Raw genomic sequence first — 25,774 nt, 5'->3', positions numbered from 1 at the left:
CGGTTAGATTTTAGGATTAGGAATTAATACATACACTCCTAAAATATCAGGAGGCAAAACAGGGGTGACGGCTTCAAACCGTTTAGCACCTATGTACTTCGCAAAACGGGTATGAGCATTTACTAATTCATCAGACCGTTTTTCAACTACCTTAATAAAATCAGGATGGAGCTGTTTGAAATGTTCTATTTCCTTTTCAAAAATGATTCCCTGCCTTTCTATGCTAATGTCCAATGCACTTAAGGTATGCAATAATGTTTTGCATTGGTCAACATCCAGAGCATTGATGCCATCAGGTGTTTGCTCGTAACCCCATAGGAACATTTCTTCCGACACCATTTCATGTTTTTTGTTTACCTCACGAATAACATTACGTACACGGAATTGAATAAGGGTGGTCTGCGTTTCTACTGAATTAGTGCGGAATACGGATGCCCTTGCTGCTTTATTCCCTTTTCTTTCTTTATCTAGAGAGTTTGCAATAATGCGGTGGCATAACTGTTCTACAAAACGATGATTACGGCCTATATAACGGAATCCTTGTGGAGTAGGTGACCGAAATGAAATATGAATTTTATCTCGCTGCCCCAATGCAGAAGCCATCCAATCATCCATATTCAGCTTTTTAAAAATATAGCCATCTTGTATTTTATCAAAGCTTGCACCTAACAGTTTTGCAGCTGCTAGCGTAAATGCCTCTAAGGTGGCTACGTCGCCTATAGCTTCATCTACTTCCTGCAAATCATTTTTCACTTCATCCGGCATGATGCTTTCATGCGCAAAAATGGAGCGGATTTTTTCTGCTTTCTCCCGTGCTGCTTCAATCTCATTGGTAATTTCAGCATCTAATTCATCTAATTCAGGGCTTGCACCAAAATCAATGCGTATTTGTTTTGAAAATCTATTCTGTGCTTTATCCGGATTTAGTAATACTTCTTTCAGAACCTTATCCATTACTGAGCGATTATCGTCGGCTAAAGCGATGCTTACGCCTGAAGTGTTTTGGATGCGTTGTATTTTTTCTATAATGATTTTAAGTACCACTACATCCATAGGATTGTCTTCACCAAACAATACTTTAACATCTATTGTGTTTTGATGATTACCATTTTTATCAATCCATCCCGGCTGACCGTAACGGTCAACACGGCCTTCTCGCTGTTCCAAACGGTTTGGGTTCCAAGGTAAATCATAATGTAGGATGGCATTGAATTTATCTTGAAGATTAATGCCCTCACTTAAACAATCGGTGGCAACTAAAACCCGTTTTGGACTTTTAACCATTTCATCAATCTTCTCCCTGCGTTCTTCATCACTCAGTTCGCTAGTAATGGCTCGAACATCCACATCCTTTGGTAAATATTCTTTTAGAATTTTAGCCACATATTGAGCGGTGGCAATAAAGCGACAGAAAACAATTGGGCTTTGTCCTTTTTTGATCCAAAGTTTGATTTGCTCTGCACCCAACTTTACCTTTTGGTCTTTTTCTATTGTGGTTAACTCTGCAGCCTTTTGTCCGAGCTTATGTAATATATTCCATTCACTTTCAGACAAATCAGCGCGGTCGATGATTTCAATCTGTTCTGAATCGCTTTGCTCATCCCACTTTTCCACAATTGGATTATCTTTTACCTCATCTTGTGTAAGATCATCCGGTTCGACAATTTTCGATTTACGCTTTTGTAACATTTCAAACCCTGCTGCCGGGCTACTCATAACACCTCTTAATAAGGACAGAGCAGCAAAGTATTTTATTCGCGCCTTGTTTTCTGCAATACCTTCGGTACTTATACCTCTTGCAAATTTTAATACATCCTGATAGAGTTTGTAATAATCTGAAGATGCAGAAATGGAATAAGGTAATTCTTCCGTAGTTCTTTTTGGAAAGGGTGTTTCTTCATCCAACCATTTCTCAATGCTTTTTCTTTTACGCTGTATGAAGTGAGCTGCTACTTTCCTTTTTTTTGAAGTTTCTAAATCTGAAAAATCGTAGGTTTCAAATTCATGATTTACTAACCCTAATAACGATTTAAATTCTCCATCTTTTCCGCTATGTGGTGTCGCGGTGAGTAAAAGCAAATGTTGTTGTTCATTCTTTGCAATCTTCTCCAAAAGTTCATATCGTTGCTGACTCTGACTAGCTTTTTTGAAATCAAGATTTTTAGTGCAAGTGTGGGCTTCGTCTACAATCACCAAATCAGGCACATCTTTTAAAAAGGCAGGCATTTTAGCTGAACCATTTTTCACATAGTCGATAGATACGACCTGGTACGGATAGTAGTTGAATACATTCAGTGTATCATCACCCACTATCTTTCTCTCCAAGCCGGCGGCTGTACTAGAACGAATAATTACTGCATCGATATCTAATTTATCTGACAATTCCTTTTGCCATTGTTCGCATAAATGCGGAGGACATAAAACACCAAAGGATTTTATAATACCCCGTTCCAGCAATTCCCTTAAAATCAAGATAGCTTCAATTGTTTTACCAACACCAACATCGTCTGCAACTAATAAACGCGTAACAGATTGTCTCAATGCCATTATCAGCGGAACCAATTGGTATGATCTTGGACGAAACGATAGTTTGCCCATGCAACGAAATGGACCACTTACTTGACGGAAAGAAAGCCTGGCCGCATCGTACAAAAGTCTTGCTGTAAGAAAACTGTCTAAGTCCGACTTATCGGGCAATTCAAATTGATCATCTTCCAGTTTATCAAATGCTTGCAATACAGGTTCAAATACTGAAATTATTTCGTCATCCGAACCACCAAGCGGCTTAAGCAATACTATTTCGTTGTCGGATGATGGCTGTACCACACATCTTCTTCCCCTAAACTTGACGAGCTTACCCGGTTTTTTTAATTTACTGTCTATCATACTACTTAGCGTGCTTTTCTGAATATATCTTGCCTCTTTGTTACAAATGATGCAACCTGTTCTGCTGTATCGTCCCAAACCAACACATCAAACCCAGCCAACTCAATTGTTTTTCGTTTTTTTTCATCATCAGCTTTATTAATAGCTTTTTTATGTACTCCACCATCAACAAATACTAATGCCTTTTCTTTTTCATAAACAAAATCGGGTTGAACAAAAAACTCCGCCATGTTGTGATTGGTAAAATCAGGTAATCTGTAACCATTTTCAAACAGAAAATCTAATAGTATTTTTTCGCCAGGGCTGCGGTGGTGTAATCCTTTTTTTAGTTCTTCATATTTCTCTTCATAAGTACTTCCAACCGTATCATCAGGATTTGAAACTATCAATAATTCTAATGCATCTTTTATTGAATGGCGGTCTATTTTTGAGTGATCTTGCTGGTTATAATAGGATAGTAAATCTTCATAACTTGCTTTTGCTCTATCGGGATAAATATTTTCTTTGCTTTCGATATCAAATCCACATATTTTGTAGGCCTCCAAAAAAATCTTTCGGAGCTTTGCTGGGTTACGTGGAATGTCCTTTAACACACCAATACTTCCTTCTGCAGATTCATATAGCATTATGTTTTTGTTTTCTTCGCTGCCCATCAATTTCGCGGTAATTTCCGTGGGTTCAACATTATACAGATACTCAATGGCCTTTTGTAAAGCATATTGCATAGTTATAACACCTTCTTCTGTTAATCCTAATGATTTTATTGGCTGTATATACAAAATGTCTGAAGTATCATAAGTATATAGCATGATATTTTCAATAGGATCATCGAGTTTTTCATTTGCTTTTTGTTTTTGTGTTTTGAAAAAGCCGGATTTTGTACCTATATCGAATCCATCTTCTTTCGCTCGCTTCCATTTTTTGTTTAACAAAATCAGCTTTGCGGCCGGTACATAAAACAATTTCATCAATTCAGCGCCATCAATAGTCAGTTTAATTTTCGCAGCATCAATGAGGTTGTCACTAGTATTCAAAAACATTTCTGTATCAAATCCTTCGGATGTTCTTATCTCTTCCATACAAGAGATCCTTTCTGTATTTTCAGATTGTGTTTCTTGTAATTCAAGTAACCTGTTCTCAATTTTATCCATATTACTTGCATCAAAAGAAACACCTGTTATTGGATCCTGATTTACGCCTTTGCCTTCATCATTCAAAAAGGCATAACCTGTATTTTTGGAAATCTTTATTGACGATAATTCGAGCGCAACATCATTTGGAGTAATCCGATTTACTTTATATTTACCTCCATTATGATATATTAAATTATTCGGTCCAAATTCTTTTAAACCAATGAACCGGGGCCTTGATATAGCTTCATTTCTATCCTTTCCTCCTAAGAAAACACGAATTGGCAATCGAGTAAAATTATAGCCAGGAAGGAAACCTTCAGAAGCTAAATATCGGAATGTATAGAATTCAGACAGGCTTGAGTTTTTATTTTTCTCATTTTTTAGAAGATTTAGTCTTTCTTCTGCTAAAAAATAAGAGCGATTTGCTAATTTTTTAGTTTCGCCATCTTTTATTATCGGACTGGTTTTAACCTCGTGAGCCTCATTCATTTGACGTAAAGCATCTAAGTACATTTTTTTCCACCGGAGCAATGAATACTCCAGCTTTGCCGGAACGTCCTTTATTTCTCTACTAATCCAAATAAGATTGTACCATTTTGTTTCTCTAAGCTCTTTAATTCCGTAAATAACTCTCAAAACGGTTTCTTTTATCTCATCAAATCTAGAATCAATAATATCTTGATATTTCGCCTTTATATCGGTTTTCAATTTATATGTACCACCAGCAATATCAATCAAGTCAATCAATGAAGGTTTAAATTCTTCCGCATTTAAAAATGATAGCACAGTTGCATTTATATGTGAACGGATTAGTTCTTCATTGGTGAGGTCAATTCTTGGAGCCTGAACAACACCTGCAACCATTTTTACAGGATTTGCAAAGTAGTGTTTGTCGTGTGGGGATACTTTGGAAGCATAAGTAAATACCAAAGCCGATTGACCGCTACGCCCTGCACGGCCACTACGCTGTGCATAGTTAGCCGGGCTTGGTGGTACGTTACGCATGTGAACAATATTTAAAGAAGAAATATCAATCCCTAATTCCATTGTAGGAGAACAATACAAAGCACTTAATTCAATTGCCTCATTGAACTTCTCTTCTCTTTCAATTTTTTCCTCATTCTTGATTTGTCCAGTATGTTCAGCAGCTATGTATGATTTTGGAAGTTTGGAAAAGTCCTCTTGATACAGATATTGAAAGTATAAATGCGGTTTGATTTTGATTTCCTCATCCAACGTGATAAAAGATGTTTTATCAGTGGTAACATTTATCTTGTCGCCCTTTTCCCAGAGTACCTCGCCAAGATTTAACTGAAAAGTCATTTTATTGCCTTTCTCTGCATAAATCAGTTGAGATTTTAAATAACTCATGTCACATAACAGGTTTAATAAAGAACTCATAAAATCCAAATACTCCTGTGTGTTAGGTTGTGTGCCTGTTGATTTTCTAAATTCATGTTTAACAAATCTCGCTAAGCGACTCATTGGTCCAATACTTTGAATAAAGACCTCTCTTGTGGCTTTGTCTGCACCTTCTAATGAAAGTGAATTGGGGGCATCTATTTTCTCTCCTTTATCAAGAGACCAAAGCTTATTTTTATTTAATGCATTATTTAACTCATCCTGAATTCGTAATCGGCTTTCATAGCGTAGCATTTCAATATCAACTGCGTAAGCATTTCGAAAGTAGTTTAATACTTGAAGTATAAAAGTCTTCCTGTATTCTGGAGAAAACCCATTTAGTAAATTAATATTGGTCCAGAGTGCTTCATTAACAACGTACTCGTCCAATTTTTGATACGATACCTTAAGTAATGCAGTTTGCTCTAAATTCGGCAATATATAACGCCACCCTCTTTTTAGATCTTGTATAATTCGATATGAAATATAGTTTCGAAGTGCTTTTTTATTTGTTTCACTAGGGATTAATGGATTGTTAGCAGGATATTCAGCATAATCTCTTTCAGGAAGTTTTAATTCTTCTTCAACTTTATAGACTAATTGAAATAATGTTAATGGTTCTGAAGCGTTACTCAAAACTTTTTCAATAGCCGAACGTAAGTGAACCACCTGAATAAAGTCATTGAAATGACCTGCCTGTAGTGATGCATCCTGTCTGTTATCAGTAAAGCTCATTAACTTTTGTTCTTTCAGATTTTCATAGCCATACTTTTTATAAAGAGCTAACAGAGTTTGAAGTGTTATTAAGGTAGTGGATGTAGAACGACCTTCATTGCCCAAAGAAATAAGTTTTGATTTTTCGCTTAGCTTAGGCTCTAAATAAATTAAACCGCAGGTTGGATCATAAATTAAGGGTGCAGGGATGAACCACGCCTTTTCTCCTCTACTTAGTGTATCTGAAAATGAGCCATCCTTTGACACATAAATTTCTTTGGGAAGAAGAAAATCTTTGGAAGGGTTAATTTTATCACCTGCCTTATTTTTCCAAGCAGTTGGAAGTAAATCAAGAAATTCATTAATATCTAATTGGTGACCTTGATCAAGCAATATATAACCATCTGTATAATGATCCTGTGAACGCTTTAAAAGTTTCTTATCATTAATTTTTAAATCATCTTCATTTTTAGGATTTTTATTTTCATTGAAGTCTCTAAATAATAATTTTGATTCAGCAAAATCTTTTCTTACACAAATAAATTCTACGCCACTAATCCGGCTAAATACCGTTTGGAAAACAGGAACTTCAGCTTCATTTTTAGAGAGTTTTACGAAAGGATTTGGCTCTAAGGTTACGTAACGCTTATCTTTATCCTCCAAGGTTACGTATACATAACCAGTCTGAGAAATAAACTGATGCAATTTGAAGGGTAGAATGGTATCCTTTTTCTTTTCTTTTGCACTTTCAATATTTAATGATTCTGCCCAGATTAAAATTTCAACGATTTTTTTCTCGGCATCGGCTTCGCTGATTCCAGTTTCATGTGAGAATTCAGTTGCAATTGTTTTTAAAGATTTAGGTTCATTTCTTCTTTTATGCTCACCTTCATTTCTAACAGCGATTGTTCTTTCAAGCCAAATTGCAATTGGGTGTTCAAGTATTGCATTTTTTGATAAGTCTTTTACGTCTGCTTTAAAAGCGGATATTAACAACTCTTTTGATGGAATTACCTCATTTGTTGAATATGTGAGTGATTCTACAATTACGTTCTCTGGAGAAAAATCACTGTCAAAAAATCTTGATGCAACTTTTGCAACTTCATTTTTCTGTACGTCAATTGTACCAGTAGCCATTGTTGCAGATGTGCCTATGCAAATGATGTTTTTATTTTTTGCCGCTGATTTAATTCTTCGGTTTAGCAAGGATACATCTGCTCCTTGCCTGCCTTTGTAAACATGCAATTCGTCGTAAACCAAATATTCAATATTATCCAAAAATGATTTCCTTAAACTTTCATCCGCCTTACGCACCATCAAGAGTTCTAACATCATATAATTAGTTAGCAGAATATCGGGAGGGTTTGAAATTACCTTATCTCTGTCGTCCTGCTTTTCCTGTCCGGTATATTTTGCAAACGTGAATGGTAGATTAGTACCTGTTCGTTTTTTGTAGTTTTCTTCAAAGCTCGTTAATGCAGCTTCCTGTGAATTAATTAAGGCGTTTAATGGATAAACTATAATTGCTTTAATACCTGGCTTATTGGGATTTTTAAAAAGATAGTTGAAAATTGTCGAGATGTAAGTCAAACTTTTACCGGACCCAGTACCAGATGTGACAATAAAACCTTTACCCTCATTGCCTTTAACAATTGCCTCAGTTTGATGTTTATATATTGACCATGAATTATTTTCACTGTCATAGAAAATATCTTTAAAATCTTTTACTAATACATCATTATTAACCAAATCTTCAACACTGCCTCCAGATTCAAAGGAGGGGTTGAATTGAACTAATGGCTCAGGATATAAATTACCAGAATCAAAATCCTTTTTAACAGTAGCAAGTATTTTATCATCAGCAATATTGATAAAGCTGTCAATGTATAGCTTATAATCTCCAAGAATATCTTTATGTAAATCGAATATGTTTTTCATTTCTATGTTTACGCTTTTTAAGGTTTATATTTCCCCAGCCACCTGCATTTTATATTTTTTCTAACAATTCTCTTTTCACAAATTCGTAAGCTTCGGTAATCTCATAAGATAGACCAGGCCTTAATAGTCCTTCCATATCTCGTAAAAAATCTTGATCTAATATTTTCTTTTCCATGTTTTCCAAAAACTCCTTCTTTGTTACACTATTATCCTCTTCCTTCATATAAAAGTTCCATGCTTTAATAATTGTATTTGGGTCAACATTACCTTGGGTTATCGCAAACCACATATCAAATAGATCTCTACCTTTTCGTCTCTGATAAAGAGCACGCATTTTAGTGCCCAACAACTCTTCTAACTGATAAGATGGTATTAAAACCTCACTTGTATGCCATTCAGACTGCATAGCATATTTCACATCCTTAATACCAAAAATGGTATGGTGTTCCCGGCAATTAACCTCAACCTTTAATCTTAATGGAATTCCACCCTCTGAAACGAAGCGGTAAATCAGTGTATTATTATGTTGTTTCTGTTTACGTATTGGTTTATCACCCAAAAAAGATAATACTTCACGAAGTTTGTCCATAATTGGACCGAATGGCTCAGCCGTAATTTGTACTAAATCTATGTCTTCAGAATATCTAGCGGCAGGTGAAAGATATAATTTGTGTAGTGCCGTTCCACCTCTAAATGCCAACCTCTCTTTTAGATATTCATCGCTATATATTGCCATCAAAGCACGTTCAATAACCAAATCCTGTTCTACCTGAAAATCCTCCTGCCAGGGAGCTTTCTTACGCCACGCTGTTATATATGCCTGTGGAATCATAAATCTGTTTCTATCTCTAAATTTTGAACAACCTTCCAGTCATTACCGGTTATCATCTCAGGCTTTTCCTTCTGCGGTCTTAACAGTACCGGGAAATAATTCACTGTCTTTAAATAGTCTTTTATTGGTTCGCTCAAATCATGCATATTCAAAATCTCTTCTAGCAGAAAGCCTAAACGCTGAACCGCAGTTATAGGAGAATACCGTTTTGCTAGATCAAGCATTTTATCGGCATCTATACTTTCACAGAGTTCTTGCAACACTGTTGCAACTCTATTAAGGCCGCCCGCCTGTTCAAAATAATTTACCAAATCCAAAGCGGTTAACTCTGGAGATGATACGTTTATATATCCTGTATCAACCTTTTTTTGAACGATATCACCTTTTGCCCATTCCTTCTTTATATAGAAATTTATTTTCAGGTTATCGTTATCTACATTCCGTAAGCTTGGTTTCATTGTGATTACCGAAAAAGATTGAGGTTGCTGATGGGCAGCTCCGTAATAAGCGGCTGCATTTAACAGACCTACGTAGTAATCTTTATCTAAAAATTTCATTAATTCTGACACAAATAAGGATGGTGGAAGAATTCCTTTACTCCGATATTCAGGAGTAATGATTACATAGAACTCATTTCTTATTAGGGCAATCTCGCCCTTCTTTTTAAGCCGCTGTAGTGCCTTTTTAATCGCCTCATCGGATTGTTCAAACTTATTCCGTACTTCCGGCAATGAAAATGCATACCTTCCATCTGAACGCAGTTCATTAATAAAGTCCCCTAAGTAACCGTATTGCCCAATCATTTAAGTTTATGTTTGATAAAAGGGATGCTATTTATCCCTTTTTGCATACACAAACTTAACTAATAAAAGTATATTATGACCAAATTTTAAGATTTATTTCTAATTCCCTGCCGATCTATTGTATTAACCTGTAAAAAGCTTTAATTCTAGTTTTTTGTACTGCGCAAATAGGTTGCACACACCTTTGCGTATTTTGTTTTTCTTGGGTTTACTTTAAGCTTTAAATCTATATTTGCGAGACCCGGAATTAAAAAAAACTATGCAGATTTTGAAGCTTTCCTAAAAGACCTAAGAAAAAAGGTTATCGTTAAAAGGGATCCTGACCTGGGGTAGCCCTACGATCTGGCGATCCTTTCGTCAACCGGTAAACTTAAAACGGAAATACAAAACCAACATCTGGAACAGCAGAAGATTACAATAAAATGCCAGCAGGCTGTTGCCGATGGTATGCCACAGAAACTGATAGAACATCTGGACGAATTTTCGGCCGATTGTGTGGACAATCAGATCTTGCTGGAGCAGCAAATGGCAGTAATTGCCGAAATGAGACTTATTTACCTCTACAAATCTTTTAAGATAGAACTGAAGAAGTTATTGAAAAGTTCGAACAATGCATCTGCATGAACTCTTTCTTTTGCTGATGAACAGATAGCTTTTCTGAAAACTAATGGAATAAATGCGCGCCGTATTGTAGGATTTGCGGAGATCAATGAATTACGAATGATCGTCTATAATATCAAACAGGGGACCGAATTAAATGCTAAAGCAAAACACATCCCGGAATTTTCGAATTCCGTTCAGGTTATCTTTGACCGGTGAACTATTTTTCACAAGCGGGTAGCTCCGATGGTTAACAAATATATTGAAGTACTTTCTGAATAAGTGTTTAAAACACTTTATCCAGGAACTTAACGGAATACAGTATTTTTGAGGAAAATTTTATTATGAAATCAACTGAAACAAACCCGTTCGAATCATTGGAAGCCGTTTGCGCAGAACTTCGTGATTTGACCTATACACCGATAATTTTATCGCAATCGGAATGGTACAACGGGAAATTTGCCCTGGTCGTTCAGATCAGGGAGGTCGGGGAAACTGAAGACAAGGCAGAACTGGAAGAGTTTGCCAGGCAGCATAACCTTGATTTTTCTATGTCCTCAAGGGTATTGCGTGAAAATGCTGATCCCGAAGATGTTGTATTGTTAAGGCAGTGGACGAAATCTTAACAAGGCTTTGCCAGACACCTGTTTGGCTTATTGGATGGTGTAATAGGGATGTTTTATAGATTTTTTTGACCCGTCCTCAAAATTGGCGATTACATCGGGAACTGTATAGCAGTTCTCGATCAGCTGAACTAAATGCGTAATGGTTACCGTCTTTATTGTGCCGTTCAGTATATAAAAAGTCGGGGTATTAACGATAAAAAGGGCGTCGACATCGAATACCGTCAGGTCAAAATCGATCTTTGCATCCCTTTGAAAATGTTCCTGTAATAGCGGCAGGTGATTCTTTATAAACTTTACCTTTTTAATTATTTTCGGTTCGTATTCATCACGAAAGTTCTTAAAGTCCGTAGAAAATCCAACCATTTCGTAACGTGCGCGATGATACTTACAATCAGTAACCAGTATTTTCTTACAATTCGGATCGATGATAATTAAGTCGATCTCTCCCGGCTCTTTGTCGACCCTGGTGGCAGGTCCCTTTAACGGAGATAATTGTACGACATGGTGGATGAAAGGGATCCCCCTGCCGGTAAGTATTCCTTTAACCTTGTCTTCAAGGATCTTGTCATGCTCTTCAGATTTGCGGTCAAGATACTTTTTGAAAGCCTCATTTCTTTTCCATTCTTCCGGAGCTTGCTGCCACTGAAAACCGTTTGTTGCCATCACCAATATACTTTCCTGCCATTTCTCGTCACCTATCAAAGCCCTTTCTTCGCCGTTGATGCTAACCAAAAGTATAGGCCGGAAAAAATACCTTCTGAACGAATGTGATAGATATACTGACTTTTGTATCGGCAGTTTATTCGCCCTGGATAATACCAGGCCTGCGTAAAAGTTTTCACTGTTCTCTAAACTTACCCCATTGTGTTGCAGATTGATAAGTAAGGCTTCGTACTGGACCGTCTGCATATCCGGTGCCGCAGGCGAAAAATGCTTTTTTATTTCCTTGATCTGGCCGCCAGCGAAATCATAGTTGATACCCATGCATTTCTGTAATTCTTCACGCAATTCCTTAACAGAATCCTTGTCTACCAAGCCGCTTGAAAAACCTTCCTGAAATAGCTTTTCCATATTGCCATAGATTGCATCATAGTGGTATTTACGTTGGATGGTATAGGCGTTTTTTTCAATAATAATCTCCAGTGGATCTTCCATCATTCTTCGTTCTGCCATATATTCAGCAAAAGCAAACAAACGCTCTCCGACAAAAAGCAGATCTTCCATACGCATCAGGAATCCAGGCATGACGGAAGGATCAGGGTCAATTTTGCCAGTGTAATTTATATCGCAGGCTTGCTCTAAGGCAAGCTTCAGGATGCGCCTGTTTACAGAAAGCGTACTGATATGAACCTCTTTCTTTTCCAACGCAACAGGATCCGTTTGACTGTGGTAGTATAGTTTAATACTATCTTCATGTACCTTGAAGAGGTAATACAGGAATCGTACATCCTTTTGACTATGCATCAATTCCAAAAACGTGTCTGCCGCCCACTCGTAGGAGAATTTTAAGATATCATGGGTCAACGGCTCCTGGTCAAATTTCCCTTCACCAAACTTCTCTAAAAGACTATCTACATAGAGCCTGTTATATTTGAAGTACGAACGTTTTCCATATAAAATGTAAAGCATCTTGTCGTCGATAAATTTGATCATGATTATATTTTAACTGATTGCCATTTTTATAATTGCTATAATAATTAATGACTTGTTATTCAAGTAAAGCTCTTACACCCTGTTCATTCAATTTCAGATAAGCTTGCTGAAACGATAAAATAAGTTCACGCGGAGAATGTTTTTGCTCCGAAACAAGTTTGATGCTGCGCTCGGTGACGTGAATAGTGCCGGGTACATCGTTCAGATAGATTTTGCACCGGCTGGTATTGGATGTTTCATATTCAACTCGCACAAGATCTTCATTGTCTATCTCTTCGATCAGGTCAATCACATCGGCTACATTAATTTTTTTGTTGCGGCTCAATTCCAATTCATCGAAAGTTTCGCCGAAAATCCGATTGAATTCATCCTTGCTTAAGATGTCACTGTTTTTGAAGTTTTCGACGCTTTTTGTCAGAACATAACGGTTTGCCTTAAATTCCGATTGCGTCACTCGAACGACGTAATCAAAATCCGTAGTAGTGATCTGACCGGTGCCATCCTCAAAAACAGGTTCTTCTATATCTTTTCGCTTATAACGCATATTTGTTTTTAGCATCTTCGCAATACTGTCTATTTCTTCAACAAGCAAGTCATAAGCTATTTTCTGTATGTATCTTTCATGGTAGCTGTCGATATCTTTGGGTTCTTTGTGGTTACTGGCAAAACCTGGAAGCGTCCGTACGTTGTCCCAGTCGGAAGTGGAGATCACCGCACTTTCAAATTTAGCCAAGGAGTCATCCGCCTTAACCTCTTTCTTTTTCAAAGCTGTATTCACATCGGCGACAATGAACCGTTCGACCGTTTCTTTTCCAAATTTTACAGGTGTCTGATTTTTTTTAGCTACAGTGATTTTTTTTACACGTTGATATGTATTGTCGGCAAGATATCGTTGAAGCTTGTCACTAAACAGCAGCCCGCTGTCGTAAATGTTTCCGGCATTTCCTCTTAAAGCTTCTATCAGGTAATAAGACCAGGCTCCATGGCTCCGCTCTAAATCACTCTGCGATTTCTCGTCGTCCTTACACGAAGCGAATACCGTCAAATGCTCTGCATTATGATAATCATACTGCAATTGATCTGTAGAAAATCTGCCAAGTGTGCTTCTCTCATTCTCACTGAATTTAATCCCGCTATGGCAGCAATCTAAAAATGCGATGATTTTGTTGGAGGCACTTTTCTCGAATTGAGACAGTATAAAGTTTAAATCTACCGTGGTATTCTCGATGTTGGTAAGTGATGTATCTACGCAGGTGAGCAGGTTTTTACCATTATTCAACAACCCGTGCCCGGCGAAATAAAGAACGATTACATCTTTGGATGTTGCCAGCTTTGCTACCTTTTTGATTTCCTCTTTTATTGTCGTTTTGGTGGCCAAGTTGTCGGTTAATAGCTTAAGCCTGTCAGGATCGCATCCTAAGTCTATTAAACTGTCTCTGAATTCTTTTGCGTCGTTCAGTGCAAATTTGACTTTCCTGATTGCCGGCTCGCTATGATAATTCTCGACCGCTATTATAACACCGATATAGTTGTACATAATGTTTTAAGTTGCTGATAAGTGGAGCAATAAAGATAAAACTATTCCGCCTTTTTGCAGGTGCTTTCGGCGATGCTTGATTCGCTGTATCTGCCATGCAAGATGCACATAAGGGGTAATCGAAATTTATCTGTTTGTCAAGTATATCCTCATATGTTTCGCCCAGTTTAGCAGTTCTAGCTAATAGTGTTTCGAAAATGATTTTGGAAGACTTCATCAATCGAAGATCTAAGTAAATAATCCAGAAAAGATAGTGAAAAGGTTATCAACGCCGAACTTTAAAATGTTCAGTGGTACTAAACACCACATAACTGTCGATTTGGCAAAATTCGCCCGATTGCTTATGTTCGTAGAACAAAGGCTTTAGGCACAGAGCGAACTTCACCAAGCCAACGGACGTGAGGCGTCATTTAAAAGAAAAAACACGAATGTGGAACTTAGAAAAAATTGAAAACTTAATAGCTTCAGGTATTGAAGAAAATTTAAATTTAGATTATAAATCAGCTGATGCACTTAGTAAATCCGATGGAAAAAAAGCAGAAATTAGCAAAGATATAAGTGCATTTGCAAATAGTGCAGGTGGTATAATAGTCTATGGAATTAACGAATTTAATGAAGCTGAAAAAAAACATTTACCAGAAAAAATTAATCCAGTTGACAGGTTAGTTTTTACAAAAGAGTGGCTGGAACAAGTTATCAATTCTAATATTTCACCTAAAATAAACGGAATAATAATACATCCTATTACAATTGGGAAAACCGAAGAGAATAAAGTGGTTTATGTCGTAGAAATTCCACAAAGCAATACTGCTCATCAAGCAAAAGACAAGAAATATTACAGAAGGTATAATTTTGAAAGTGTTGCAATGGATGATTATGAAATAAAAGATATAATAAATAGAACAAATAAAACGGACATAAAAATATCTTTTGAAAATTACCACGGAAAGGAATGGTTTAAAAAATATGCTGAAAGTGATAACATCAAAATAACTGCTTCAATTTGGGCATATAATAACGGTAATAAAGTCGCTCAATATCTTCAAGTTTTCATTTCGGGAAGAAAAGATGCTTCTGAATTTATTATTAAACCTTTTGTTGAAAATGGAAAAAACTTTCAACTGTTATTCTCAAATGAGGAAGAACGAAAATTAACTATCAGTGATAATGACTTTATCATAGGAACAGATAGAAGTCCAATACTTCCTAGAACTAAAAGACAAATTGGTGAAATAACTTTTTATTCTAATTTAATCAAACAAGAATTGGAAATTGAGCTTTTAATTTGTACTGAAGATGGAAGTAGGATGGAAATTATTAAGGGTCAAGAAATTATAGAGGGGAAATAAACGAACGCTTAACAAGGTGCTTTGCAATAGTTGGGCTAACGAACAAAAGCTCCAGTTTGGTTTTCCAATTTAGCTTCTGTGCTAAGGTTGGGCTGACGTAGTTCTATTTCCCCTACATCGCAAAGCTCTAAATCGTTATAGGAAATGCTAGGACGAGCACAATGACTAACTAAGTTTGCTAATTAGACACATTTAAAATAAAACAATGGATTCTCGTGCAAAAGACCTAATAATTCAAAATATACCACTTCTGAAAGTGTTGACTGAAAAGTTATCTGCATATCAAGTCGTAAAAATTGATTTGCAAAGGATAATTTATTTTATTTCACAGTTTGAAACATATGAGAGAATTGAAGTTATTATTAAGTTAATTCAGAGTGTCGATTTTATTGACAGCAATAGAATGACATTCCTGTTGAAAAAAGCATTTGAGAAAATACCTGAAAATTTTAAAAGCAAACCTTTAATTTCTTCCTTGGGAAGTATTCAAGACAGCAGTGCAGTAGTCTGTTATCAATTGTTGAAACAATTATTTGACAGTGAAGAAGCAATATTAAACTTAATAACAGATGTAAACTCAATAGGCAAATCTCTTGAAAGTGAATCTCCTTCATCAATAATTTTCTTTGATGACAACATAACTTCAGGAACTCAATTAGCCGACTTTTTCGAAGAACTTATTGACGGCAAGGCGCAGGCAGAAATGGTAAAAATACCTTTAACTGCATCCGAATTTGAAGCATTAAAAAAAACACCAATTAGAGTTTGTTATGCAATTCAATTGACAGAAGAAAGTAACAATATTGTAAATTCTCTAAAAGTAAAATATAACATAGACTTAGAAATTTATAGTGGCAAAGTTGATTTTAATAATCACTTGGATTTCCAGTCTAATACAATGAAAAGCGAAGAAGAAGCGAAATTCACAAGAGAATTCATTAGGGAGATTTCTGAACCACTATATGAAGATAAAAATTGGTCAACTGATACTGTTTATAATAGATTGTTAGGATACGGAAATTTAGGAAAACTGACAGTATTTTATTATAACGTTCCCAAATCACTTATTCCAGTTTTTTGGAAGTCTGGCAATTACAATGGTAAGCCTTGGATTCCTTTATTTCCTGAAACTCAACAGCAGAAAAAAATAATTGAAAATAATATTAAATTAGAATACTATCAATTAGAAGCAATAAATAGTTGGATAAATTCAATTCCTCAAAACAGAAAACCTAACATCAAATTTGGCTTTTTAACCAATGAAGGAATTACTCAACATATTTCAGTAAAAATTCCTTCAAAAAATTTCATTGAAAAACAATTTCTAAAATATTTTACTTCAAAAAAGAAAGAATACGAACCAAATGTTAAGCAATCAAGGAGAGACAATATACAATCAATGTTACAAAATATTTATCCTACTTCATCTGATAGTGTTTCAACAATTGACTATCAAAAATACAGGAATGCAATTGATGAGTATAATAAACAAATTGAGGACTACAATATATTATTCAAAGACTATATTCATAGGCAGGCAAGTAATTATGATGTGGTTTTTCAAATAGCAAATTCAGGAAACATTGCAGCAACAAATTCCACTGTTAAAGTCAACTACAATTCTGGAGAACTACTTTTAAATGATTTTGACGATTTACCCAAACCAACTTTCGATAAAAGTAAACCAGTCCTTTCCGACTATGACAAAGAAAATAGATATGGAAGGGTTGTTATGTCGACAACGAAATTTGCACCATTATCTTTTGGCCCAAAGAGAGAGCCTATAATTGAAAATACATACTATGATTATAAATTATTTGAAAACTTACGCATCGGACATAACAACAACCAAAACAAAAAGGTTGAAGTTACTCGTATGAATCTTGAAAAGTATGAATTTGAAATTCCATATGAAATCAACTTTGACGAAGAGGCAGAAACAATTAATGGCGAACTAAAAATAACATTTGAAGAATCGGAAGAAATGACCCAAGACCTGAGAGATGCCATTTATAAAAGTATTGACAAACTAAAACTTAAATGAAGACACCCGAAAAAACCACTAGCCATAACAGTAAATTTGCAATATGCGCGGTTTCGTGCTTACCAGACAGTTTAGTGTTTGCCGAAAGTTTAGTTTCATGTGGTACAAAATCAGTTTTTACAGAAAATAACCCTGACTATTTTAAAGAATGAATACGACTTCAAAACAATTTCACCGACTGCACAATCATACCTATTAAAAACCAATTAAACAATACAATTATGAATGAACAACAACAAAATTTATGCTTTAGCTTTAGGTATGTAGGGTATCCTATTTACTAACGAATGAGAATGACTGTTATTTATTTGATCGCAAACGCATTACATGAAGACTTAAAGCTCAGCATACGACAGCAGAACCTTTAAAGTTACCATAACATTAACAAAAGATGATGGTAGTGAGGTGATTATTGACCTAAGAAACGTACAAGACATCACAACATTGAAAGAAGAACAGCCATAACACGCATTTGGCTCAATGGAGGGTGACGTGGTTAATTGAGCATTCCACCTCGCATCAACTTTTGTGGTGTATTAACAGTTTTGTGCTCTGAATCCGGCACTGCGCCAAGCGCTGAAACTGTATGTGTCAGTATAAACCGACATTACTCCTAAAACGAACACTAGTAACAACGATTGTATGAGAACATTTTTTTTAACATCGATTTTTGCATTAACGACAATGTTAACTTTTGCTCAAAGCACATCCCAACCTCCTATTCAAAATATTTCTACGGATAGCACTGTTGTCTATCGGCTCTTTGCTACAAATAATACTTATAATTTTATCAAATTAAATACGAGAAATGGACAAATGTGGCAAGTCCAATGGAGCCTAAAAGACAATCAATTTGAAACTACATTATCTGACATTTCACGGGTAACTAAAGATGCAGAGAAGAACGGTAGGTTTTTTCTTTATCCAACAACAAACACATATAACTTCATTTTGCTTGACCAAGTAGACGGTAGAGCGTGGCAGGTACAATGGAACTTTGACTCAGAAAAAAGAATGGTGGCTCGAATATTAAATGAAAATAATTAAATCAATATGATTGAAGTATGTTAACATATAACGAACGTATCGAATTAAGGGAAAAATTGACTAATGGAGAAATTTCATTAGAACTTGCCAAGGAACTATATTGGAAGGATTACAGAGAAGGACAACGGTCGTGGCACACAAAAGATTGGAAAGAAAGACGAGCTAAAATTCTCAAAGAAAAATGCGAAATCTGTGATAGTACAGACACTTTAACTATTCAGCATCGTTCTCATCCAAAAAAATATTCCGACTACGAAAGAGAAATAACAAGAAAATGCACTCAAATTTTTAAAGAAACTAATTCTGACTTTGATAAATCAGAATTTAAGAAACATATTGTAAAAAACTATGATTACATAGCTGTTCCTTTATGCCCAAATTGTGGAGACAACCGTCCTAACAAGAGAGTGAGAAAACTACCACAATATCGTTGTGCATTATGCCAACACGAGTTTAATGAACCAATTTATAAATCGTTAGAAGAACTCATCACAATTTTTTATACAGACGAAGAAGCTATTGATGTTCGAGACAAGTGTTTTGTATGGAAAGACAAATGGAAAAACAATCACAATTTATCGAATATAAAATATTGGTTTCAAAGAGAAAAGGCTAAAACCAAAAATGAAGAAATAATCGGGAAAGAAGCATTTTTACTCTATTTAACTGACGACATAAAATATCTTTCATTTGCAGACACAATAACTGCTTGTAGAAGATGTGCTTCTAACTATGATTTAAAAAATATGGAGTTATGCCCTAATTGTAAAGTACATTACAAAGGCATTCAGTATCCAACTTGCATACAATGCCTGCCTGAAGACAAACGAAAAGCTGCATTAGAAATGATTGAATTTGGAAAAGAATGGCACGCAATGCACAAGGAACTTGGAATTGACTAACAACAAAAAATGCCGAGCACATAACATCGGTTTGGCAATATGGCAGTTGGCTTGCTAAATATCATTAAATTTGGGTAAAGCATTTTATCGTTCATGTGAGATAACTAATACCTAAGCCATGCCTAACAAATATTTTAAAGCACACGAAGCCTACAACCTTAATCCCCACCGCTACGATGTAGGTACTATCATCGGGTTAAAAAATGGCTTCGAGGATAATCTTTTTATTAGAAAACTATTTACGCTACCCGAACCGGAATATCCCGCCTTTTACCAATATCACCTTGCTTATTTTCTAGGAAAGGAACCAGACGGCGAAGAGGAATTTTTCACCTTTGTCTGGCAAATCGTCCTTAGACGTATTAATTTTATTGAGCATAAGAACCCATTTAATTCAAGCCATGCGCTGGATATGGAAATACTCGAGAAACTCACAGATTTTCAAAAATATCTTCGTTCGATTGACCAGTGGCATACTCAAAAGACCTTACCTGAAATTATCGCAGACCAGTATGAGGAAATAAGGAATCAGCAATCAAAGATTGAGCTTTTAAAAGAAGAGTTAAAGATAGCAAAAAAGCTGGAAACCAAACAATATATAGATATCCCCAAGGGTCACCTATTGACCGTTTATGACATTTTTAACCAATTGATTGATCTCAAAATCAAGGACGAAAAGCTGATGGTTACAAAATTCCCGATTGTATGGGTCAAGATAATATGTAAGTATTTTCGGGTGGATAAGAAGGAGCTAGACATGGAACGTGTACGCAGTTATTTTCCAAAAGACAGGGAAAATCCTGGCGAGCGATCCCGCCTTGTTCCAATAGATCAGAAGATTTTTGAGATCAAACCTAAAAAAAGATAGGAAAAAACGCATTCATAGCTGATCGTAAATCTTTTACACTTTAAAATCGTATCAATTTGATATCAAGTATTTTGCGATTGAATACCAACTTAATTTAAACATCCCCAAGTTACCATAAAAATCTTTATGGTACAGGCAAGCCATTTCCATAGCATTCTTTTGTCCCAAAACAAAGGCTATGGAGATTATCAATGAACAAGCCCTTAGCCAGTGCATCCGGGATGCATTGCGGGCAGAACTACAAGAGCATTTCAAAACAGGCGGCAGTTCCAGTAAGGAACAGGAAGAACGCCTGTTGTCCAAACAGGAACTATCCGCAGAACTTGGCGTATCACTGGTCACCCTGACGGACTGGATGAAAAAGGGGCTGCCCTTTTTACGCCTGCACAGGCGTGTGTATTTCAAAAAAAGCGAAGTGCTTAAAATCATGCAACAAGACATTACAGATTAATTTAAGGAGGGAATTATTATGCACGTGGAGATCATCACTAAGGAAGATTTAAAACAATTAAAGACCGAGATGCTGGCCGAGATCAGGCAGCTCATTAAACCGGAAGACAGGCAAAGTAAACAATGGCTAAAAAGCGCCGAAGTGAGAAAGCTGCTGAACATCTCACCGGGAACCCTGCAAAACCTACGCATCAACGGAACGCTGCGATTTACCAAGATCGGCGGGATGATGTATTACAAACTGGAAGACATTACCAGGCTCTTAGAAGGAGGTAAATCATGACAGAAACCAGCATTCACACCAAGGCGGCTGACTACAGCAGATGGGTGAGACGCATGGGTGCGGACAGCGGGATACTGGCTACCCATGTCAGCCTGTTTGCCGCACTTTTTGTCTGTTGGCAGCGTGGCGGATTTATCAGTCCCTTTGCCGTTACCCGCAAAAAACTGATGGCCTACAGCAGGATCGCATCGGTTGCCACATACCACAAATGCATCAAAGAACTGGATGCATTTGGGTATATCCGCTACCAGCCGTCTTACCATCCGATCAGGGGCAGCCTGGTCTATTGGCCGCCCGGTTGCTCCGGGCAGACGACCAGAAAAAAGGAGCCGGGAAATCCCGGCGAAGTTTACACCCTGACGCTCCTTACAGGAGCCATCGGGACATGGAAACCGCTAAGGTTTGCCGAAGCTTTTAGCACGTCAAACTTATGCGCTTTGTAGGGAGCGAGTTAATGTTTTTGCTATACAAAAACCCGGATTCACCCTAAAGGGATGCCCCGGACTCGCTCCCGTTGGTCGGTTAAAAAAAGGAATTAAGAAAGGATCTATAGAAGATTTGGAAAGGAACACAGCGCATGAAAACAGCGACAGCCAATAGTGAAATAAAGAAAAAAAGAGTACCCGGCAGACCACAAAAAAAGATTAGCCGTAGTGACCTGCTGATGATCCGGTTAACACCAACGGAAAAACAACTGATTGCCCAGCGTGCGAAAAATGCAGGGCTGAAACCCAGTGAATGGTTCCGCAGGGCGGCAAAGAATGCCAGGGTTTCCCCCCGCTTTACCCCAGAGGAAAGCGGATGGTTCAGGATGCTATCGGGGATGGCCAATAACCTCAACCAGTTGACCCATCTTGCCCACGTGGAAGGGTTGCCTACGCTGGCTTTAAAATGCCAGACACTGATCAGGCAGATCGAAGAACTGTTAACCAAGATCAACAGCCATGATGGGTAAACCGATCACGGGAAGAAGCTTCGGTGGCTGTGTCCGCTACATCGTGGACAAGCCCGAAGCTAAGATCCTTTTTGCCGAGGGAGTAAGGATGCAGAACTCCACCACGCTGACCAATGATTTTAACCTGCAACGCAAAATGAGGCCGGAGCTGGGCAAGGCGGTCGGGCATCTGGTGTTAAGCTGGAGCAAGGAAGACCTGCCCAAACTGACCGATAAGATCATGCTGGAACATGCCAAAGAGTATATGCAGAAGATGGGAATCCGGGATACGCAGTATGTGGTGGTACGTCACCAAGATAGATTGCACCCACATTTGCACGTGGTCTATAACCGGGTGGACAACAAGGGGGCGACGATCACCGATAAGAATAATTACGCACGTAATATCAAAGCCTGCAAAGAGCTTACCCTAAAATACGGCTACCATTGGGGCAAGGGCAAAGAACAGGTCAACAGGCAGGCTTTAAATGGCAGGGAAAAGATCAGGTATGAACTGTATGATGCGATCAAGTCCGATATGAAAAAGTCCAAGAACTGGAAAGAGTTGGAAGCGAAGTTGACCGTACGGGGCATCGGTATCGCCTTTAAGTTCAAGAGCGGCACCAAAGAAGTGCAGGGCATCTCTTTTGAAAAGGGGGAGCTGAAAATGAAGGGCTCCGCTATTGATAGGAGTTTAAGCTTTTCCCGTATGGATGCACAGTTGAACCGCAACCAGCAGGTACAGGCTTACCATAACGCAAGGGAGGCACATCAGCCCTCATTGGCGCAGCAGTTGAGAGAGACCATCCGACATGACATTCATGCCGCCGAGCATGCGGATAGTCCGAATGCGTCTGGTGTAGTTGAAAACCTGCTGAATATCCTGCTTAGGCCGGAGTTTGTGCCATCGGCCCCAGACCCGGTAGGTGATGCAGAAATAGCCCGTAGGAAGCGAAAGAAACACGAGGCAGAGCAAGCACAGGGAGTAACCAGATAAATAAACAAACTATTCACCAACAAAATTCAATGTTATGGAACAGGACGAATTAGAAGAAAAGGTAACAATGGCCGAAGAACTCATTCTAGGTTTAGTTAAGCGGATGGAAGTCATCGAAAGCGAACTGCCAGAATTTTTAAAGTCGTTTTTGCAGCAGTATAAAGAGACTTTAGCTAACATCTCTGGCCAGATAGAAAAATCCAACAAGCGTTATGACGATCAGAAGATCAGCCAGCAGATCGATCAGGTCAAAGACCTCGTGGGCACTATGCCCAAGGTCATCACTGTGAAAAACGAACATCACCACCATTTCGGGGCATGGTCAAAAAACCTCATCATTGGTGTAGCGGCCTGTTTCTTAATCACCGCCTCATCTTTCGGAACAGCTTTGTACCTGAACCACGAAAACAACCGCATGAGTGCCAATGATATCAAGTTCCGAGCGATTAGGCAGATAGCTCCTAAATGGGGACATTGGGCAGATACCACCTACAGCCGTAACCCCAAAGCGATGGAAGAGAACACCATCAAACTGGAAGTCGAAGCGTTGGAAAAAGTCTATGCGGAAGAAATTGCCAGAGAAACGGCAGAAGAGGCAAAGCAAGCCAGGAAGCGGCTGCATTCGCTGAAAAAGAAAGATTGAGTTTGTTTATGTGAAATGATGAAAATAAGAAGTGCGACTAAATGCTACCTAGGTGATGATATGAAATAATTTGCCATTCAATAAATAATGAATGGCAAATCAGAGCGGCGATCATAACAAAGATTAGATTACAATCCACGACTTAACAACACCGCGTAGTATTTGAATTACTTATTTTTTAATAGTTCATTTTTTTCTCTCTCGCTAGCAAGTAGACGCTCATATAGTTCTATTACCTTGTCCAACGGATTGAACGTACATAAATAGTTGTTGTTATTCGAACTACTATCAGTAAAAGTGTTACCAATAATGTTAAAGACAAATTCTTCATTAAAGTTTTTTATTGCCTCAGCAGTTACACCTAAAACATTCGCAATCTTCTCCAATGTAGAATCTTCTACTTCTTCACTTTGTTCAATTTTAGAAATCGTCTGTTGGCTTACTCCAAGTTCAACAGCAAGAAAATCTTGTTTTATTCCTCTGATTTCACGAATACGACTAATCTTTCTGCCGATGTGCATTTTGCTAGACTTTGTAGATGTTTCCATATTGGCAAATATAATTGTTTTTTTAGGTAGTACGAAACCAATAAACTATGGTAAGGTACCACTTTAATTGGTAGGTTACGGCGTTGCCGTACCGCATTTTTGATCTCAGAAATCAAAAATGTCACGATTATGGAAACACAATTCTTGCAATCTGGTCAGTTCCAGAAAGAAAACTTTTCGGCCTTTATCAAAGAACTGGTTCAAAAATTTAAGCCCGAGCAAATCTATAGCTTTGGTAAATACATTGATTTTAAAGTCAATGACGGATGCTTTATAGAGAACCAAAGTACAGAAAACTATCATTATTTTTTGTTGATGGTAACCGAAAGCGTTACCAGAATTGAACACGAAGTGCAAGACTTCGCCAATAACAAATACCCTTTCGGCAAGATCACCATAATGGCTCATGGGCAAGAAACAATTGTAGCGGCAATAAATAACCCCGAGGCAAGCCTCGAGGTATTAAAAGAGCCGGAGTTGTTCTAAATGCACTTTTTGATACTCATTTTCCTTGCCTTGATTCTCTATATATTTTTTTATCACGTCTTTATTGCCATATTGACCAACAGTATTTGCATAGTAGCCACTTGTCCAAAAATTGCCTCCCCACAACAATTGCTTTATTTCCGGATGGCGTTTAAAAAGCTCACGAGCTGTGAGGCTTTTTATCAAGGTCACAAGTTTCGAAACACTCATCGAGGGAACAGATTGAACTAAAAAATGAACATGGTCTGGCTCGTAACCTATTTCCAAAAACTGCAATTCATAACGCTCGGATATCTCCACGCAAATATCTTTCAATGAAACACCTGAAGAACTGTTTAGTGCTCCACGTCTATATTTCAGAGGAAATACCAGATGGTATAACAAAAGGGTCTTATTGTGACGTTTATAAATATGTTCATCCACAATGCAAATGTATTTGAAAACTCTTCGTTTTCAAACTTTCCGCTTTGACCCCGAGGCAAGCCTCGAGGTATTCTCGGAATAAAGGCCAATAACAGGTTTTTCATTACCGTTTACAATGAGGGTCAGATTCTCTATAGTCGGGATGGTATGGTACAACCTTTTCAGGCTATAGGTTTAATACCTACACAGGGAGCGGTAAAAGCTCAAAAACATTACAACCACCGCTTTCCATTGGCAACAGGATTTTTAAAAAGTGCAAAAGAATGCCTGACGAACCAACATTACAATCTAAGTGCATTTATGGCGCATCAGGTAGTGGAACAATGCTGTATTGTTTTGATCAGGGTTTATCTGGCTTACCGCTCTGATATACACAACCTATATAGACAGCTTCGGATGTGCGATAGCTTTTCTCCGGCACCATCAAGGCTATTCTTATCAGGCATTGAAGAGGACAAACGGCTATTTGATATTATGGTAAAAAGTTATTCCGCTGCACGTTACAAAGATGATTTTAAGGTTGATCAGGCCGATGCGGAACAAATATTCACCCGTGTTTCCACCTTTTTAAAGCTTACTGAAATTATGTGCGGTGACAAGATAAAATCCCTTGCAAAAGTGGCGGAATCTTACACGCAATTAAAAAAAGAAAGGGAGGTAGATTATGCCGGATAAAA

At 37.5% G+C, this 25,774-nt stretch carries 23 protein-coding genes; 15 read left to right on the top strand and 8 right to left on the bottom strand.

The genetic code is table 11. The features are described from left to right. Positions 1-3 precede the first annotated feature (3 nt). The 4 genes from ACUN24_RS14940 to ACUN24_RS14925 are packed head-to-tail and all read right to left on the bottom strand — an operon-like array spanning position 4 to position 9,707. Complete coding sequence (locus ACUN24_RS14940) at positions 4-2,886, bottom strand: helicase-related protein (protein ID WP_445563215.1); 2,883 nt, start codon at positions 2,884-2,886, stop codon at positions 4-6. A gap of 5 nt (positions 2,887-2,891) precedes the next feature. Continuing rightward, the gene (locus tag ACUN24_RS14935) at positions 2,892-8,072 is read right to left on the bottom strand and encodes a DEAD/DEAH box helicase (RefSeq protein ID WP_445563214.1); all 5,181 of its coding nucleotides are present in this window, start codon (positions 8,070-8,072) and stop codon (positions 2,892-2,894) included. Between the two features lie 49 nt (positions 8,073-8,121). After that, positions 8,122-8,904: a nucleotidyl transferase AbiEii/AbiGii toxin family protein gene (locus ACUN24_RS14930; protein ID WP_445563213.1), complete on the bottom strand. Its 783-nt coding sequence runs from the start codon at positions 8,902-8,904 to the stop codon at positions 8,122-8,124. Then, positions 8,901-9,707 carry a type IV toxin-antitoxin system AbiEi family antitoxin domain-containing protein gene (locus tag ACUN24_RS14925; protein ID WP_445563212.1) on the bottom strand — a complete coding sequence of 269 codons (807 nt, stop codon included), beginning with the start codon at positions 9,705-9,707 and terminating at the stop codon, positions 8,901-8,903. The genes ACUN24_RS14930 and ACUN24_RS14925 overlap by 4 nt, the downstream gene beginning before the upstream one ends. Before the next feature lie 447 nt (positions 9,708-10,154). On the opposite strand from ACUN24_RS14925, the gene ACUN24_RS14920 reads away from it, so the two are divergent. Together ACUN24_RS14920 and ACUN24_RS14915 are read left to right on the top strand one after the other, a co-directional pair. Further along, on the top strand, positions 10,155-10,331 hold the full coding sequence (locus ACUN24_RS14920; protein ID WP_445563211.1) for a hypothetical protein: 177 nt from the start codon (positions 10,155-10,157) through the stop codon (positions 10,329-10,331). Between the two features lie 320 nt (positions 10,332-10,651). Then, positions 10,652-10,933 (top strand): hypothetical protein, encoded by a 282-nt coding sequence (locus ACUN24_RS14915; protein WP_445563210.1) that lies wholly within the window; start codon positions 10,652-10,654, stop codon positions 10,931-10,933. A gap of 27 nt (positions 10,934-10,960) precedes the next feature. On the opposite strand, the gene ACUN24_RS14910 is transcribed toward ACUN24_RS14915, so the two are convergent. Together ACUN24_RS14910 and ACUN24_RS14905 are read right to left on the bottom strand one after the other, a co-directional pair. Next, on the bottom strand, positions 10,961-12,586 hold the full coding sequence (locus ACUN24_RS14910) for a hypothetical protein (RefSeq protein WP_445563209.1): 1,626 nt from the start codon (positions 12,584-12,586) through the stop codon (positions 10,961-10,963). Between the two features lie 55 nt (positions 12,587-12,641). Beyond that, entirely contained in the window at positions 12,642-14,123 is a 1,482-nt protein-coding gene (locus tag ACUN24_RS14905) for a caspase family protein (protein WP_445563208.1), read from the bottom strand. A gap of 428 nt (positions 14,124-14,551) precedes the next feature. Here ACUN24_RS14905 and ACUN24_RS14900 point away from each other — a divergent pair, with 428 nt between their 5' ends. From ACUN24_RS14900 to ACUN24_RS14850, 11 genes are all read left to right on the top strand, one after another. After that, positions 14,552-15,472: an AlbA family DNA-binding domain-containing protein gene (locus ACUN24_RS14900; protein WP_445563207.1), complete on the top strand. Its 921-nt coding sequence runs from the start codon at positions 14,552-14,554 to the stop codon at positions 15,470-15,472. 205 nt (positions 15,473-15,677) lie between these two features. Beyond that, on the top strand, positions 15,678-17,516 hold the full coding sequence (locus tag ACUN24_RS14895; RefSeq protein ID WP_445563206.1) for a phosphoribosyltransferase-like protein: 1,839 nt from the start codon (positions 15,678-15,680) through the stop codon (positions 17,514-17,516). 642 nt (positions 17,517-18,158) lie between these two features. Then, a complete protein-coding gene (locus ACUN24_RS14890) occupies positions 18,159-18,563 on the top strand; it encodes a hypothetical protein (RefSeq protein ID WP_445563205.1) in 405 nt (134 codons plus the stop codon). A gap of 17 nt (positions 18,564-18,580) precedes the next feature. Then, positions 18,581-19,465 (top strand): hypothetical protein, encoded by an 885-nt coding sequence (locus tag ACUN24_RS14885; RefSeq protein ID WP_445563204.1) that lies wholly within the window; start codon positions 18,581-18,583, stop codon positions 19,463-19,465. A gap of 118 nt (positions 19,466-19,583) precedes the next feature. Next, complete coding sequence (locus tag ACUN24_RS14880; RefSeq protein WP_445563203.1) at positions 19,584-20,333, top strand: hypothetical protein; 750 nt, start codon at positions 19,584-19,586, stop codon at positions 20,331-20,333. A 178-nt stretch (positions 20,334-20,511) separates the two neighbouring features. Beyond that, positions 20,512-20,784 (top strand): helix-turn-helix transcriptional regulator, encoded by a 273-nt coding sequence (locus tag ACUN24_RS14875; protein WP_445563202.1) that lies wholly within the window; start codon positions 20,512-20,514, stop codon positions 20,782-20,784. An 18-nt stretch (positions 20,785-20,802) separates the two neighbouring features. Beyond that, a complete protein-coding gene (locus tag ACUN24_RS14870; RefSeq protein ID WP_445563201.1) occupies positions 20,803-21,066 on the top strand; it encodes a helix-turn-helix domain-containing protein in 264 nt (87 codons plus the stop codon). Then, a complete protein-coding gene (locus tag ACUN24_RS14865; RefSeq protein ID WP_445563200.1) occupies positions 21,063-21,509 on the top strand; it encodes a hypothetical protein in 447 nt (148 codons plus the stop codon). The genes ACUN24_RS14870 and ACUN24_RS14865 overlap by 4 nt, the downstream gene beginning before the upstream one ends. A 134-nt stretch (positions 21,510-21,643) precedes the next feature. After that, on the top strand, positions 21,644-22,021 hold the full coding sequence (locus ACUN24_RS14860; protein WP_445563199.1) for a plasmid mobilization protein: 378 nt from the start codon (positions 21,644-21,646) through the stop codon (positions 22,019-22,021). After that, complete coding sequence (locus ACUN24_RS14855; RefSeq protein ID WP_445563198.1) at positions 22,011-22,997, top strand: relaxase/mobilization nuclease domain-containing protein; 987 nt, start codon at positions 22,011-22,013, stop codon at positions 22,995-22,997. The genes ACUN24_RS14860 and ACUN24_RS14855 overlap by 11 nt, the downstream gene beginning before the upstream one ends. Before the next feature lie 34 nt (positions 22,998-23,031). Further along, positions 23,032-23,640: a hypothetical protein gene (locus ACUN24_RS14850; RefSeq protein WP_445563197.1), complete on the top strand. Its 609-nt coding sequence runs from the start codon at positions 23,032-23,034 to the stop codon at positions 23,638-23,640. Between the two features lie 167 nt (positions 23,641-23,807). On the opposite strand, the gene ACUN24_RS14845 is transcribed toward ACUN24_RS14850, so the two are convergent. Continuing rightward, the gene (locus tag ACUN24_RS14845; protein WP_445563196.1) at positions 23,808-24,188 is read right to left on the bottom strand and encodes a helix-turn-helix domain-containing protein; all 381 of its coding nucleotides are present in this window, start codon (positions 24,186-24,188) and stop codon (positions 23,808-23,810) included. A 129-nt stretch (positions 24,189-24,317) separates the two neighbouring features. Between ACUN24_RS14845 and ACUN24_RS14840 the strand changes: the two genes are divergently transcribed. After that, positions 24,318-24,674, top strand: coding sequence for a hypothetical protein (locus ACUN24_RS14840; RefSeq protein WP_445563195.1), 357 nt, complete (start codon positions 24,318-24,320; stop codon positions 24,672-24,674). On the opposite strand, the gene tnpA is transcribed toward ACUN24_RS14840, so the two are convergent. Beyond that, the gene (gene tnpA, locus ACUN24_RS14835; RefSeq protein WP_445563194.1) at positions 24,651-25,097 is read right to left on the bottom strand and encodes an IS200/IS605 family transposase; all 447 of its coding nucleotides are present in this window, start codon (positions 25,095-25,097) and stop codon (positions 24,651-24,653) included. The genes ACUN24_RS14840 and tnpA overlap by 24 nt on opposite strands. Positions 25,098-25,244: 147 nt before the next feature. Between tnpA and ACUN24_RS14830 the strand changes: the two genes are divergently transcribed. Next, positions 25,245-25,772, top strand: coding sequence for a HEPN domain-containing protein (locus ACUN24_RS14830; protein ID WP_445563193.1), 528 nt, complete (start codon positions 25,245-25,247; stop codon positions 25,770-25,772). Positions 25,773-25,774 lie beyond the last annotated feature (2 nt).

It is taken from the genome of Pedobacter sp. WC2501 (assembly GCF_052682415.1).
Note: the sequence above shows the minus strand (reverse complement) of the source record. Positions and strands in the feature narration are given on the sequence as shown.